At 41.5% G+C, this 15911-nt stretch carries 10 protein-coding genes; 3 read left to right on the top strand and 7 right to left on the bottom strand.

Going from position 1 to position 15911, the window contains the following annotated elements; translation table 11 throughout:
* The first annotated feature begins 82 nt into the window (after positions 1-82).
* Complete coding sequence (locus MHB64_RS07240; protein WP_094872227.1) at positions 83-2737, top strand: cation-translocating P-type ATPase; 2655 nt, start codon at positions 83-85, stop codon at positions 2735-2737.
* Between the two features lie 320 nt (positions 2738-3057).
* Entirely contained in the window at positions 3058-4989 is a 1932-nt protein-coding gene (locus MHB64_RS07235) for an ATP-dependent DNA helicase (RefSeq protein ID WP_341134055.1), read from the top strand.
* Between the two features lie 360 nt (positions 4990-5349).
* Here the strand turns inward: MHB64_RS07235 and MHB64_RS07230 are convergent, their stop codons facing one another.
* The 5 genes from MHB64_RS07230 to MHB64_RS07210 form a co-directional block, all read right to left on the bottom strand.
* Entirely contained in the window at positions 5350-8010 is a 2661-nt protein-coding gene (locus MHB64_RS07230; protein WP_341134054.1) for an ABC transporter permease, read from the bottom strand.
* Positions 8007-8693, bottom strand: a complete 687-nt coding sequence (locus tag MHB64_RS07225) for an ABC transporter ATP-binding protein (RefSeq protein WP_094872222.1) — start codon at positions 8691-8693, stop codon at positions 8007-8009. The genes MHB64_RS07230 and MHB64_RS07225 overlap by 4 nt, the downstream gene beginning before the upstream one ends.
* A 104-nt stretch (positions 8694-8797) precedes the next feature.
* The gene (locus tag MHB64_RS07220; protein WP_341134053.1) at positions 8798-10042 is read right to left on the bottom strand and encodes a HAMP domain-containing sensor histidine kinase; all 1245 of its coding nucleotides are present in this window, start codon (positions 10040-10042) and stop codon (positions 8798-8800) included.
* A gap of 3 nt (positions 10043-10045) precedes the next feature.
* Positions 10046-10741, bottom strand: a complete 696-nt coding sequence (locus MHB64_RS07215) for a response regulator transcription factor (protein ID WP_094872219.1) — start codon at positions 10739-10741, stop codon at positions 10046-10048.
* A 120-nt stretch (positions 10742-10861) separates the two neighbouring features.
* Entirely contained in the window at positions 10862-11767 is a 906-nt protein-coding gene (locus tag MHB64_RS07210; protein WP_341134052.1) for a DMT family transporter, read from the bottom strand.
* A gap of 125 nt (positions 11768-11892) precedes the next feature.
* On the opposite strand from MHB64_RS07210, the gene MHB64_RS07205 reads away from it, so the two are divergent.
* Positions 11893-12789 carry an AraC family transcriptional regulator gene (locus MHB64_RS07205; RefSeq protein WP_341134051.1) on the top strand — a complete coding sequence of 299 codons (897 nt, stop codon included), beginning with the start codon at positions 11893-11895 and terminating at the stop codon, positions 12787-12789.
* A gap of 88 nt (positions 12790-12877) precedes the next feature.
* On the opposite strand, the gene MHB64_RS07200 is transcribed toward MHB64_RS07205, so the two are convergent.
* Both MHB64_RS07200 and MHB64_RS07195 read right to left on the bottom strand, forming a co-directional pair.
* Positions 12878-14059, bottom strand: coding sequence for a sensor histidine kinase (locus MHB64_RS07200; protein WP_179281671.1), 1182 nt, complete (start codon positions 14057-14059; stop codon positions 12878-12880).
* A 382-nt stretch (positions 14060-14441) separates the two neighbouring features.
* Positions 14442-15659, bottom strand: coding sequence for an MFS transporter (locus MHB64_RS07195; protein ID WP_179281670.1), 1218 nt, complete (start codon positions 15657-15659; stop codon positions 14442-14444).
* Between the last annotated feature and the right edge of the window lie 252 nt (positions 15660-15911).

The following is a 15911-nucleotide window of genomic DNA, read 5'->3' as shown; positions in this document are numbered from 1 at the left end:
CAGTTATGTGCATATATGCAGTAAATCGAAGCTTATGAGACCTAAAAAAAAGACACAGCACAGCGGAGAGGAGCTATCATTAGTGGAGTATTACCGCAAGAATGTAACAGACAGTTTACAGGAAGTGCAGAGTACAACTAACGGGCTTACGTCGGCAGAAGTCGACAAACGACTGGAACGTGATGGTTACAATGAATTAAAAGGAAAGAAAAAAGATCCCCTCTGGAAGCTTTTCCTTGAAAATTTCAAGGACCCTATGGTGGTCGTACTGCTTATTGCGGCTATTGTCCAGATTATTATGGGTCAAGTTATGGAGTCGCTTATCATTTTCCTCGTGTTGATTCTCAATGCAGTTATAAGTGTCATCCAAACTCGTAAAGCAGAGAGTTCACTCGATGCCTTGCAGCAGATGTCAGCACCCGAGGCTAAAGTGTTGCGGGATGGAGCCTTAAAAACCGTCCCTGCCAGAGAGCTTGTTCGCGGTGATATCGTATTACTGGAGGCTGGAGATTTTGTACCTGCCGACGGCCGCATCATAGAATCGGGAAGCTTGAAGATCAATGAAGGCATGCTGACCGGAGAATCCGAAGCTGTAGAGAAGCATACGGATCCCATCGCGAAGGAATCTCCACTCGGAGACCGTCGTAATATGGCGTTTAGTGGTTCTTTGGTTGTATATGGCCGTGGAACTCTTGTAGTAACAGGAACTGCACTGACAACCGAAATCGGCAAAATCGCTGAACTCATTGAGAGCGCCGAAGCCAAGCAGACGCCACTACAGCGTAAGCTCGAAACCTTTAGCAAGCAGCTGGGTGTAGCGATTATCGTGCTGTCCGTTTTGATCTTTGCCATCCAAGCCGGACGTGTTTGGCTGTCGAATGATACAGTAGATACCACGGAAGCCATCCTGAATGCCCTAATGTTTGCAGTCGCTGTGGCAGTCGCCGCTATTCCTGAAGCCCTATCCTCGATCGTAACGATTGTCTTATCCGTAGGTACGAATAAAATGGCTAAGCAGCATGCGATTATTCGTAAGCTACCAGCCGTCGAAGCACTTGGATCAACCAGTGTCATCTGTACGGACAAAACCGGTACGCTAACCCAAAATAAAATGACGGTTGTAGATTACTTTTTACCGGAAGGTGATCGTGATCAATTCAATCAAGAGCCCGAAGAATGGTCTGAGGAAGCCCGGCGCCTCCTACACATTGCCGTGCTTTGTAACGACTCTAACATTAATGAGGATGGTAAAGAACTAGGCGATCCAACTGAGGTGGCACTTATTGCCTTCAGTAACAGCATAAATAAAGATTACAAGGAAATACGCGACAATTTCCCTCGTGAAGCCGAACTTCCTTTTGACTCGGACCGTAAGCTGATGACGACCTTACACACGTTTAACGGACAAAAAGCAGTGATCACCAAAGGCGGACCAGATGTACTCTTTAGTCTTTGTACGCATGTACTACTAAGTGGACAAGAAGTGCCGATGACACCGGAGGTTCTTAATCGTTTCATTGAAGCCAATGAGGAATTCTCCAGCAGAGCACTACGTGTCCTTGCCTATGCTTACAAAACCGTACCCAATACGGTCACAGAAGTGGGCCTTGAGGATGAACAAAACCTGGTGCTCGTAGGCTTGACAGCTATGATTGATCCCCCCCGGGAAGCTGTCTATGGCGCGATCGCAGAATCCAAGAAGGCTGGAATTCGGACCATCATGATTACTGGTGATCATAAGACAACCGCCCAAGCGATCGGACGCGATATCGGCCTTATGACGGAGAAAGAAATTGCCGTAACCGGCCAAGAGCTTGATGCCATGTCCGACGAAGAACTGGATAATAAGCTTGAGCAGATTGGTGTGTACGCCCGAGTCTCCCCGGAGAATAAGATCAGAATTGTCCGGGCGTGGCAGCGAAAAGGCAAAATCACAGCCATGACCGGTGATGGCGTAAATGACGCACCTGCATTGAAGCAAGCAGACATCGGTGTTGCCATGGGTAGTGGAACTGACGTTGCTAAAGACGCGGCTGCCATGATTTTGACCGATGATAATTTTGTATCCATTGTGAATGCTGTATCTGTGGGCAGAACGGTATTCGACAATATCAAAAAAGCGATCGCCTATTTATTTTCAGGCAACCTGGGTGCGATTATCGCCATTCTGTTTGCCCTGATCTTCGACTGGATTAATCCCTTCACAGCGATTCAGCTTCTATTTATCAATCTGGCGAATGATTCACTGCCCGCCATTGCTCTTGGTATGGAGAAACCTGAACCTAACGTGATGAACAGAAATCCAAGAGAACTGAAAGAAGGTATATTTGCCGGAGGAATGATGCAGGCTATTATTACTCGTGGTCTACTTATAGGTATCGCCGTAATTATATCCCTGTATATCGGACTCCAGCATTCCCCTGATATGGGCGTGGCCATGGCATTTACAACCCTGATCCTGTCTCGTACGCTTCAGACCTTTGCCGCTCGCTCGAACAGTCAAACAGCTATTGAAGCTGGGTTCTTCAGCAACAAATACGTCATCGGAGCCGTTCTGGTCTGCTTTGCCTTTTACGGCATTGCGGTTCTTCCAGGGGTTAGAGAAATCTTCTCGATTCCGGCTTCATTCGGAATGTCCGATTGGCTGATTGCAAGCGGTCTGGCACTCGGTGCCGTCATTCTAATGGAATTGACGAAGATTGTTCGCAGAGCGTTTACTCCTAAATCAGCTTCTTGATCACAATTGAACAAAAAGACAAAACAGCGATTCTCCAAGGATGGAGAATCGCTGTTCTTCTGTCATTTACAGATCTAGATTAAAGCATCTGTATTATGATTAGATGACCAAGGGTTTAAAATCATTATTTTATATTCTGACACTTGACTGTTAGCGCTTCATCTACGATAATTACAACCTCACCCAAAAAACTGGGACTGGAAGAAAATTGATAGTGAAATGGGGCGGTCGTTATTAGCTGGTTAAGTGATCTATATAAATTACAGAAGCGGGAGCTAAAAAAGGACATTGAACCCTCTTTAGTCAATGCCATCTTTCGGATGTATGATAGATTTCCCAGGATTGGACTTAAAGAGCGGATCGGCCAGCAAGATATGTCTCTGGATATCGCTGATGCTTATATTGATGGTAGAAACGCAATGATTGAAGCTGGAGTCGGCATCGGTAAGTCCTTTGCATACCTCATTCCCAGCCTGCTCATTAACCAAGTCTCAAGGCAACCGATCATTATTGCAACATCCTCCATACAGCTTTCAGAACAGATTCATAAAGATCTGAGATTCATTGGAAGCCGGCTCGGATTTACATCGGTTCGCTCCGTAGTCGGAAAAGGCATGGGGCAATATGCTTGCCGATACAGGGCAACAGACCTTTTACAACCTGATGATTCAAGCTCTCCTCTGTCTGCGCTCGCCCAGCGTATTGTAAATTATGACATTGATGAGCGAGCAGATATTAAGGGCGGGGTTAGTGATGCAGTATGGTCTAATGTTTGTGTGAATGATTGTAAATTTGAACGATGCCATTATAAAAGCACCTGTTCATTTTACGAAATGAGAGCAAAGATTAACGCCGACGCCAGCGACATGGATTTTATTATTGTCAACCAGGACCTGCTCATCCGTGATTTGATCAAGAAAAAAGAAGGAACGAAGGGATTAATCACTGAACGGCCAGCTCTGATCGTAATTGATGAAGCTCATAATCTGGAAGCAAAGGTTAGAGATGCTAGAACGCTCGAGTTTACATACCGGGGAACCTGCCGTATTCTGGATGACACCTTACAGATTCTCTTCAAACAATCCGCAGATAACGGCCTTTTACCGCAATTTAAATTTTTAAAAAGATGCGTGGGTCATATTTTCAAACAGGTAGAGGCGGATTTGCTGCAAACAGCCAAGCAAGATAATGACCGGATAAAAGTGTCGGAGATCACAGGGATTCCGTTAAAGCGGGGGACTCAGGTTTTGAAAGAGTTTAGTCTCAGCTTATCCGTCTTAACTTCCAAGCATGAGCGAGAGATCGATAATCTTTTTGAAGCAATGAACGGACTTATAGATCTCTTTGATGTACTCGCCGGAGTACTGGATAGCTACCTGATTTGGGGAAGCAATACCCAGCGTGAGGCCACTATTAGTATCTGCCCTAAAGGCATAAGCCAGTTTCTTAGGTATACCTTATTTAACGGGAAGACATCTGTTATTTTAACGTCAGCCACCATGTGCCAAACCGGGGAAACACTAGAGGAACAATATGCATATCTGACGCAGTCGCTCGGTTACAAGGGAGATTATATGGAGCGCCAGGCTTCGCCGTTTGATTATGACAACCACACCATGCTGTATATTGCTAAAGATATCCCTTACTACAACCATCAGAACAAGGTAGGTTATCTTGAAGCGGCATACAAGGAAATGCTGAGGCTCTGTAATTTAACGGACGGACGGACATTGGTTCTTTTTTCAGCGAAGGAAGATATGAGATACATTCATAATAAGTTAAAATCCGAGAAGCTTGCATGGGCGGTGCATGTTCAAAGAGAAGGATCGTCTCAGGACGGAGTGATCGCTGAATTTCGTGGCAGTAAAGGCGTCCTACTTAGTACCGGTGTATTCTGGGAAGGCGTGAATATCGAAGGTTCTGATTTGTCGCAGTTAATTATTTTCCGTCTGCCCTTCCCTGTTCCTTCCGATCCTGTCTATGAATATAAAGCATCTTTGGCAAAGAATCCCTTAAATGACGTTTTTGTACCGGACATGCTGCTTCGGTTAAGACAAGGAACCGGGCGACTGATCCGTAGTGAGACTGACCTTGGTGTACTCAGCATACTTGATTCCCGTCTGTCTGCTGCTGCGAAAAAGGATTACAGGGATAAGGCACTGGACTCTTTACCCTTTAAAAAGGTTACCGAGGATTTTAGAGTGCTGGAGAAGTTTGTAAAAGAAAAAGAGATACAACTTAGTGATACGTAGAGAGATGAAAAAAAGTAACCCATCCGCAGATAAGTCGCTTCTAAACCCTGTAACGTTATCAGGCAATTAAACTACTTTATGTTTGAATACCCGCACCGCTAATAAATACGCAGGTTTGGCATTATAATCTGCATTGGCGTATTCTAATATTAGGGACTATTTAACCTATTTACATCATGGGATTTAGAAAGTATTGGACTTTGCTTTGTTAAGCAAGCTCATCCGGCGGATCTCCTGCCTTAAATGTGATTTCCGCCAAACTTGTAGCGAATGCCTAGCGCACCTAAAAAGTGCCCAATTTTGCAATACTGCAAAATTGAGCACCATCAAATTCACCCAAGCCGAAAGATATGCTCCTCCCTAATTTTCCCTCCGTAGAGCATCAACGATACTCACTTTATTCAATCTGTACATCGGCCCAATCGTTGCGAGGAAGGTTGTAATCATCGAACCGGCAAAAGCGATGCCGATACTGTACCACGGGAACACCCAATCTGTATCCAAAGCACCTCCAAAAAGGAAGTGTATTCCGTAATTCAGACACGTACCTATGATAATTCCGATAACGCCGGCAAACAAACCATAAAATATGCCTTCTAAAATAATCATTTTCCTTACTTCATGCTGGGTCATGCCGATGGCCTTAAGGGTTGCAAATTCTTTTGTACGAAGAATAAGATTCGTACTTACTGTATTGATAATATTCAGGAAAGCAATTAAAACGATAACACCTATAAAACCGTAAAGCAAAATACTGAAAGTTATTGCATCGTTTTTAGCTTGAGCAACCTCCGTCACTCGATCAAGATAGTTAAATCCAGCGTCTTTAACATTTAATAATTTTAAATAGTCCGTGATTGCTTGGTTCGATACATCAGGATTAGCAAGAATAAACATTCTGGAATACGCGTCGGTACCCATAATATTGGAATATACTTTAGGAGTCGTAATGAAAGAAAGAACTTCACTACCGTTATATTTCTCCGACAACAAATCATGATCGGCGATTCCTACCACTGTCACGGTTTGGTATCCTTTTTGGCTTCTGTCAAATGTTCGAACTTTGATGCGGTCCCCAACTTTAAATTGGGTTGAATCGATAATCAGCTGTTTTCCTTCATCCGTAAGCACACTTATTTTTTGTTGTATGATAACGCCGTTCTCCCGGTCCATTTGCTCCTTGTCGATCTTCCCGGACGTGAGTTTTGATTGCAGATCATCCAATCCATTGTCCCCATAGGACACAAAGGAGTTATTACTTGTTCGATATCCCTCTCCATCATCAACGACATATCGATCTTTTCTTAATTCATAATATTTGGGATTGACCTTATCTTTAGGGATAATTGCCATTACTTGATTACTGTAAAATTTATAGACCTGCTCAACAGCATCAAGCTGGGCAACATGCTGATACACCGTATCATCTATGCGTTTTGAAGGACCATCGTAGGAAATCGAATAAGAATACTGCGCACCTGAGACCTGTGTTGATTGCTGCATGAACTCAACCAATCCACTAAAGACAATAAATAAAATTATGCTAATAATCATGGAAAAGGCTGTGATACGGAAACGATTCTTGTTCCGCTGTAAATTTCTGCTGGCGAACTGCCCTACGAAGCCAAATAGCTTTTTAACAAAAAGGGCCTTTTTGACCTTTGTGATATGTTCAACCTTCGTTCCCCCTGTACTTTTAAGCGCTTCTAGGGGAGATACGCGAGCTGCTTGTTTTGCTGGTCGAATGGCGGAAATAAATACGCTCAGCAAGCCCAACACCCCGGCTGAGATCAGAATCGGCATGGAAATGACCATTCTCATATCCTTTAAGAAACCTAACGTTAACAAACTGATATAGTAGAACAATAACTTCATAAAAAGGGTTCCTGTAAGAAGCCCGATGGGTATGCCGATTAAACTCAGCAGCGTCGCTTCTTGCATCACAATTTTACGAATTTGGGTTGGTGTAGCTCCGATGCATCTCAACATGCCAAATTGTGAAATCCGTTCCAGTACAGAAATATGGAAAGTATTATAAATTACGGCAATCGTGCAAGTCATAATAATTGTAATGATAGCAGCGAACGCGAGGATTAAGCTGTGATTCACACCCTCATAAGTGCTCTTGCCATACAATTTAAGCAGTTCGTTGTTGTACTCTATTCTCACGTTCATCCTGGAATAATCCTTTCCCAGTTGCTGGGCAGAACCGACCTCGACTTTATCCATCTGCAAAGAGAGTGAGGACATCATGTCTTCCGTTTTCTTCTGAATGTCATTCAAAGATTTCATTTTAACGTAAACGAAGTGCTTTTTATTGTTGTCGATGGTCTTGTGATCATCGAAAGTAATAGCAGGAAAGATGTAACTGGAAGACCAATTCCCCGTTGGCGGCTTCATAAAACCGACGATGGTATATTCTTTTTGGGATTGAGCTTGGAAGGCTTCGTCAAGATCCCAACCAAAATCACCAAGTCCGTTAATTTTTATGTCTTCTCCGGTGGACGCAACCTTCCGAAGCCCAAGCTTCAGATATATCGTATCGCCAAGTTTCGGTTTTTCTGAAAAGTAACTCAAACTCGGTGATGAAAGGACAATTTCATTAGGATTTTTAGGCATCCTTCCCGAGTCGAGCTGTACCTGAAGCATGTTTATTGCATTTGCATCATATCCCTTAACATTCATGTACCGGTAGGGTGCGGCATAAGGATCTTCCCGTTTTTCCTTCTCTGTTGTTTCCTTAATGACAGTATATCCTTCTCTACTAATGATGCCAGCACTTTTTACGGATGAATTATTTTTCACTTTCGAGACCGCTTCTCCTGAAATGCCATTGAAGGAGACGTGATAATCTCCGAAGTCCCGCATAGTTTGTCTGATTGATTTATCCCAATAACTCATCCCGATCGTTCCAATGGACGTAAGCAGTGTAACCGACAAGATAATACCGAAGATCGTAAGCAGCGTTCTTTTTTTCTGACCCTTTAAGTATTTTCCAGTTAGAGCTGTGTAGCTTTTCAACGTTCACTCACCTCATTTGGTTGGTGAAGTATTCCGTCTTCAATTCTTACCACTCGATCTGCAGTTTTAGCAATATCCAGATCGTGGGTAATCATGATCAACGTCTGATTGTATTTTTTCACAGAAAACACAAGTAATTCCATTATTTCTTTACTGCTTTTACTATCCAGATTTCCGGTAGGTTCATCCGCTAAAATAATCGAAGGTTTATTAATTAGCGCACGGCCAATGGCCGTTCTTTGCTGTTGTCCACCTGACAATTCGGATGGAAGATGGTGTTTTCGTTTAGACAAACCTAAGATACCCATCAGTTCCTGCACATAGCCTTCATCTACTTTTTTGTTCTCCAATAACATCGGTAATTTGATATTTTCCTCCGTGGATAGAACCGGAATCAGATTGTAGGATTGAAAAATAAAGCCTATTTTTCGTCTTCGGAATATGGCGAGTTCCGTTTCGCTTTTGGCATAAAGATCTGTTCCATCAATGATGACCTGTCCACTAGATGGCTGGTCTACTCCACCTAAAAGGTGCATTAAAGTACTCTTTCCTGATCCACTTGCCCCCACGATAGCAACAAATTCCCCCTTTTGAGCGGAGAAATTGACGTTTTTTATAGCATCCACCTTCGCCTCTGCACTTCCATAAGTTTTGCATAAATTCACAGTTTTCAGTATCTCCACTTTGTTTTCCTCCTGAGCTTATCTTCACTTTGCATGTTTGTTATTATAAACATGCAAGCTTACAATAAAGTGAAGGGGAAGCTTACGTTATCGTAAGCTTCCCCTTATCTATCCCCTTTATTAAACGAAATTCTGAATTTCGCCCCTTGCCCTGGTTCACTAGCAACGGTAATTATACCACCCTGTTCTTCAATAATGGACTTAGATAAAGATAGGCCAATGCCAATACTTTGTGACTTTGTTGTGCTTCCGCCTCGATAAAACCGCTCAAATATGTGAGGCAAATCTTCTGGGGAAATGCCTTCCCCATGATCTTGAATGTGTATCGTTTTAAACAATGAATTTTCTTCTAAAGTAATATCAATTTTGCTCTCTGTTGGCGAATGCTCCAGTGCATTTTTAATTAAATTTATAAAAGCTTCAGTCAGCCACTCTTCATCTGCCCAAACGTACATTTGTTGGTCGCCATATATGCGGATCTTCTGCGTTCTTCCCTCGGATAATATTCGCAGCGAATGAACCGCATGATCGATCACTTCCCTTACCAGGATGCGTTCCCTACGAAACTTAATTGCTCCGGCTTCTACTCGTGCCAGCTTCAATAGACTAATGATCAGCCATTCCATTCGCTCTAGCTGCTGTCGGCTCCGTTCCAGAAACTTCATTCTCATTTCTTTTTTCATATGAGGGTCATTCAGCAAATTTTCATTAAAAACGATGAGGGATGCTAGAGGTGTTTTGAGTTGATGTGAAATATCGGAGAGCAGGTTGCGCAGAAATGTTTTTTCTTGTTTGAGTTGCCCAAGACTGTTGTGTAACCTTTCAGCCATCGCATTAAAGTTCCGTCCTAATGCGCCAAAGTCCCCTTCATCGTTTTCCGGAAGTTGCTTATCAAAATGATGTTCGACAACTAGCTCCGCGGCAAAGGATATGGTTCGAATTTTGCTAAATATTTTGCGGTATTCCCATAACAATAACAGTAGAAATGGAATACTTAATAGCAAAACTTGACTTGCTGTTATCAAGGGTAAAGCATTATTCGCGAGTACAGGCTGATCTCTTTCGGACATATCTTCCTTATAGGCATATTGCGCCAGAATTCGTTTTCCCTCTAAGATTTCATTTTCTTTCGCCCCTTGAGTGATAAAAGGAATAATCTCGTTTTCTAACTGAGGAACTTGCTTCAAAACGAAACCTATCAGCGCAGCATTCTGATTAACCACGGCCTTATTTATCTGGTCGACTTGATGACTCATAAAAAAGAACATAAGAACCGCTAACATAACTTGCATTATAATGACTTTAACGACGATAGACTTCCACTCTGGATTTCGGACAAATTCATTCATGCTTTATCGTCCTATAACAGTTGCATTCCATTTATATCCAACCCCTCGTACAGTAATAATATATTTCGGAGCAGCAGGATTATCCTCAATTTTCTCTCTTAACCTTCTGATATGGACCGAAAGGGTGTTGTCATCAATGAAATCTCCTGACATATCCCATAGACTGTTAAGGATGCTGCTTCTGCTGCAAATTTGTTTGGGGTGAGTCATTAACATCAACAGCAATCGATATTCCAGCCCAGTTAACAAAAGCTCTTGATTGTGTTTATGAACAGTTCCTTCGAGAACCCGAACTTCAATATCATCAGATATCCATCTATCCACTTCATCCTTAAGCTTGGGTTTGCGCCTTAATACGGCTTTCATTCTGGAGATAAGTTCTTTGGTTCGGATTGGTTTGGTCATATAATCATCCGCTCCCAAGTCCAGACCGGCAACAACATTTGCCTCTTCATCCAAAGCCGTCAAGAATATGATGGGGTTCTGAGAGGATACCCTGATTTCTCTGCATAGGTCATACCCTGAGCCATCAGGTAAATTGACGTCTAACAAAATTAAATCGACGGCAACTGTCTTTAATGCTTTTCTGGCTTCTTTTATGCTACCAGCAACTACGACCGTATAACCTTCACTCGTTAAGGTATATTCGATACCAAATGCCAAGTTTTCATCATCTTCAACCAGTAAAATTCGATTCATTGTGCACCTCATTTAACTTAGACCATTTTAAAGAAAGCTTACTTGCTGTCCTGCAGAAAAAATATTTCTATATCATTTCACATCATTTAATCATTATTCAAGATATGCCATAATTACCTATCACCTATTTGATGAAGTATCTCTATTAAAAGCTAAGACAAGAATCATTGCAAGGATGCAAAACGTTCCAATCCATTGGAACCATCCCAAAGGCTCCTTTAACCAAAATACGGTTGTTAATACGGCCGCCAACGGTTCCAAGCTTCCCAAAAGACTGGACTCTTTGGGAGATAAGCTGTTTAAGCTTTCAATATAAAACCAAAAGGCCAGCATCGTTCCAAAAACGATGACGAATATCAAATATAAGCAGGCTTCTAACGGTAAGCCTTTAATATTCATCTGCCAAGGAGGGTGAACAAAACTTAACGCAACTCCTCCAATCAGCATCGCCCAGCCAACAATGACTACTGAGTCATATTTTTCAAGAAAGCGAACAGCATACAAGGTATAGAATGCAAGGGCAATCCCGGATAGTATTCCCCAAACAACTGCATCAGAGGGTACAGATAATTGAGACAATGAGCCATTAGTTAACAAGAAAAAACAACCCAGCAAAGCGAGTGAAACTGTATACATATCTTTCCTTGTGGGAATTGATTGTTTGCGGGCTAATAAGTATAAAATAATCATTACAGGAGCTAAATATTGCAATAACGTAGCTACAGCAGCGTTTCCACTTTCTATCGAAGCCATATAGGTATATTGAACCCCAAGCATACCCACTAATCCAAAAATTAAAAGTTGAAATGATAATTTTTTATCTTTCCAGATCTCAAAAATTTCAGTATGACCTTTTTTAAAAATGTGAACAATTAGAAGCAGTAATCCTGCGATGAGTAGACGGATTGTAACGAACCAGCCCATATCGATGCCGTATTGTTGGAATAGCTTTTTTGCAACCGTTCCTCCGATTCCCCAAAAAACCGCTCCAGTAATGATGAAAAATATTCCTCTTCCTTTATTCATATGTCAACTCTCCATCAAAGTATTATAAAAGTAGCTTACTTACACTATAATAAAGAGGAAAGCTTTAAATATATACTAGGATCAAATCATAAAATATAAGCATATTGAGATTTGAGGTAATATGGATGCAAACGAAAAACTTTAAGATTGGTCAAAATTTTAAAGAGCTGACAGAACATCGAACTACAGTCTTACCTATCGCATGCTATCGCACAACTATTCGTCAAAACCTAAATGGATATATCCCTATGCACTGGCATGAAGAGTTTCAATTTGTTGTTATCATGAAGGGTCAAGCCATTTTTCAGATCCAAGAAGAAAAAGTGAAGCTGGAAGTAGGTGACGGAATTTTTATTAATAGCGGTTGCCTGCACCTGGCAAAAGATGATAACCACTCACAATGTGAGTATATTTGCTTAAATGTTTCGCCTAGTTTCGTTCTCTCTCAAGAGCTCTTTCGGACTTATGTATATCCTTATATCGAAGCAACTAACTTATCCTATATCATCCTGTCCGCAAGGGAAAGTTGGGCAAAAAACATCCTTGATGCGATTTTGGAAATTGACCGGCTGATCGATCAAAGTCCAGCATTATATGAAATAGATATTACAATGCAGTTAACTCACATATGGAGAAGCTTGGTGGTTAGCGGTTTTAAATTAGAGTACAAAGAAGCAGATATGTTGAAGAACCACAGAATGAAGCAAATGCTGCATTGGATCCATATCCATTTTGCTGAAAAAATCATTTTAGAGGATATCGCAAGGGCTGGGCAATTAAGCCGGTCCGAATGTTGCCGATATTTTAAACGCTTTCTAAAGAAGACACCTATGAATTATTTGATGGAGTACCGTATTCAAAAAAGCCTTATTTTACTGCAACAACCCGAATATAATATTACGGATGTTGCCTATCAGATAGGATTTAATAGCACAAGCTATTTCATCGGTCAATTTAGAAAATCAATGAACATGACACCTTTAGCCTATAAGAAGCAGAAGAAGATAACGTATTATACTTAAAACTTTCATTATAATAACTGCTGGCATCCGTCACATAGGTATCCTGGAAGTAAGCAGTCCCCTTCAATCATTCAAATTGTTCGTAGCCTCAAATGTGATAATCATTTGCCCAAGGTAAAGTGACCATCACGCTAGTACCTACCTGAACTTCTGAGTCTACCTTAATTTGTCCCCCATACATTTCTATTAATTGTTTACAAATTGATAATCCAATTCCTGTCCCTTTTTGCTTGGTTGTAAAGAAAGGGTCAAATATTCGATTTAGTTTATCCAGTGGAATTCCTTCTCCATTGTCTTTAAAAATAAGTATAATTTCGTTAGTGTCATTAGCGGTGCTAACTGTAATGTCTATTCTGCCTCTAAATGCTGTGAATGAATCGATACTATTTTTTAAAATGTTAAGGATTACCTGTTCTAGTTGAGAGGGGTTTCCATACGTCATTACTTTCTCTAGAGAATACTCCACGGAAAGAATAATATCATCACTAAGTATGAGTTGATTTACGATGTTATTAACTCTATGTATAACTTCAATAACGTTAAATACTACGCCATTATTCTTCGTACTATCACCTTTTCGAGCTAATACTAAGAAGTCTGTTACTAATCCATTCAGAGCATCAATCTCATTGATGGTTATATCCAGATACGCACGCAATTCATCCGCCTTGATCTCCGGTTCATATAGCCTGTTGTTTACAAGCTGGGCAAATCCTTTAATCGAAGCAAGCGGATTCCGTATTTCATGTGCCATACCAGCAGCCATTTGTCCCATAACTGCAATTTTTTGTTCATGCAAATTATCAATTTCTTGATTTTTATTAGATAAATAACCCGTTGCAAAGCCCGTAAAACCAGTCCAGTTGCTTTCCATTAAACGATTATAAAAAAACAATCGGGTCGTAGAATCATCTTCTATCTCTTCAATGATCTTAAACATAATATTCTGAGCGATTAAGTTTAAATCCTTGCTCATTTCAAGTAAGATATCAAAATGATCGCCAAATATTTCTGCAGTATAAACCCCTTGTTCAAAGCCCTTTTTTTCTAGTAAGTTTAGGTATTGGTCGTAATCAAAGGAATCCAAGAACAGTCCTTCTATCATACTCATTAATATCGTGCTGAATGTTGAATCTAACAATTCCTTATGCGTCTCTACAAACCAAGTGGATTCGATATTTTTCATAGTTATAGAATGGTAATGCCTGTCTAAAATAATTGGAACAGCTAGGGTTAATGACGAACGTAATGCATTGGCTCTGTATGACATTTTCATCCTCCCTCTTTGTTGTTTTGTATTCAATATATATGTATATTTTCCTGCTTCAAAAGAAACAGTAAGTCACTATATTTCACAAAACCAATAGTTTTACTCCATTTATAATTATAAGCGCTATATAAAGTGCAACACCCCAAGCTCTTCCGCCTGTAACGGAATGGTTTGGGGTGTTGCAATTGAAACGATATAGTCTTTGCACTATCAAAAAAAGCATTTGATCTAGGATCAGATGCTTTTTACGTTGCTCCTTGGTTATTCAAACAGATCATTCACGGAACGAATAGGCTTTACATCCATCGATTCCTTTGATGCGGCTAGATTCAAATACACTCCTACCCAGATGATTGCGCATAAAATGATATAAACCATCTCTTCATCCCCTCCCTTGCGTGGGTTTTATCAGCAATCTATTAATCGTCTCTGTACTCAAAAACATCAATGTTAGTAGGGTAAACACAACAAAGGGGAATAGATCTAGGCTTGTGTGTACAGCTAAAAATCCGAACAGTGGTGGAATTAATGTTGTTCCCGTGTACGCTACAGCCATTTGGTAGCCTATCAATCGGGCTGAATTCTCTCTGCCAAATCGGGAAGGTGTTTCATGCAGAAGACCCGGATAGATAGGCGCCAGACCGATACCGATCAAGAGGAATCCGAACAGCGATAAGGACGAATACAGCGGTAATAAAAGTATTACACCACCTACAATGGTTACCAGCTGACCGTAACGGATAAGAAAGCGGTTATGAACCTTTAATGCGATGAATCCAGTTGTTAACCTGCCAACTGTGATGCCACCATAGTATAAGGAAATCCAACGTGCAGCCACATCAGCTGTGACCTCTCTTGTACTGACCAGGTAACTAGCACCCCAGAGCCCGACAATCGTTTCTATCCCGCAATACAGCAGGAAGGTAAGGAGCGTTGGCCTCACACCCCGTAAACGAAGTACGTTAGTTTGTAGCTTCGTTGTTGCTGCAGCTTCAACATGAAAATTTTCTAGCAGCTCCCCATCCTTCGAAAGCAGTTTCTCCTGCGTTGTAGCCACGCGCTTCCAGAGGGGTAGCGTCACAAGAAGAATGATCACGAGTAGGAACTGAATGATCGCAACAACTGCATAACCACCTCTCCATGACTGAGAGTTCACAAGATTGACAGCCATGATCATCGGCCCCATCGTTGCCCCCACACCCCAAAAGCAGTGCAGCCAGTTCATATGATGGGCTTTGTAGTTTTCTGCCACATAGTGATTTAATGCCGCATCCACCGCTCCCGCCCCAAGACCAAGTGGAATGGCAAACACTATAAACCAGAGCATCGATGGAGCAATGGAAAATCCAAGTAGCGCAACCGCAGTAAGGAAACAACTGAACAATGTGATTCTACCCGTACCCAGACGCTCGACCATCCTTTTGCTGAACAGACTGGACACGATGGTCCCTCCCGCAATGATCATGGACACGATACCCGCCGAGCCAAGAGATGAACCAATCTCGGGCCAGATAACGGGCCATGCCGAGCCAAGTAAAGAGTCAGGAAGTCCTAGACTGATAAAAGCCAGATATATAACAATCAAAAACCAGGTAGACAAGCATGCTTCCCCCTCGTGATAAAAATGATTCGCCGCACGGGTAAAGAAATACATTTATACACTTAATAAATATACTTTATAAAGTCTATAAATTAAGTATGCGATATAACCATTCCTTTGTCAAGCAACCCATTCACTGATCCGGAGCTGTATCATTTGTTGCAGTGCATATCTGCAATTGGATTAATACTCATATTGATCACCTAAAAAAAGAGGCTTGTCCCATAAGTCATTCATCTCATGACTTATGGG

It is taken from the genome of Paenibacillus sp. FSL K6-2859, from assembly GCF_038008265.1.
Lineage (GTDB): Bacteria > Bacillota > Bacilli > Paenibacillales > Paenibacillaceae > Paenibacillus_AQ > Paenibacillus_AQ nitricinens.
This window is presented reverse-complemented; position numbering and strand designations above follow the sequence as displayed.

Bases quoted from the DNA above. Each gene is read 5' to 3' on its own strand.
- MHB64_RS07235 (WP_341134055.1), top strand. From the start codon at position 3,058: ATGTATGATAGATTTCCCAGGATTGGACTTAAAGAGCGGATCGGCCAG.
- MHB64_RS07210 (WP_341134052.1), bottom strand. From the start codon at position 11,767: ATGAATAAAGGAAGAGGAATATTTTTCATCATTACTGGAGCGGTTTTT.
- MHB64_RS07200 (WP_179281671.1), bottom strand. From the start codon at position 14,059: ATGTCATACAGAGCCAATGCATTACGTTCGTCATTAACCCTAGCTGTT.
- MHB64_RS07205 (WP_341134051.1), top strand. From the start codon at position 11,893: ATGCAAACGAAAAACTTTAAGATTGGTCAAAATTTTAAAGAGCTGACA.
- MHB64_RS07215 (WP_094872219.1), bottom strand. From the start codon at position 10,741: ATGAATCGAATTTTACTGGTTGAAGATGATGAAAACTTGGCATTTGGT.
- MHB64_RS07220 (WP_341134053.1), bottom strand. From the start codon at position 10,042: ATGAATGAATTTGTCCGAAATCCAGAGTGGAAGTCTATCGTCGTTAAA.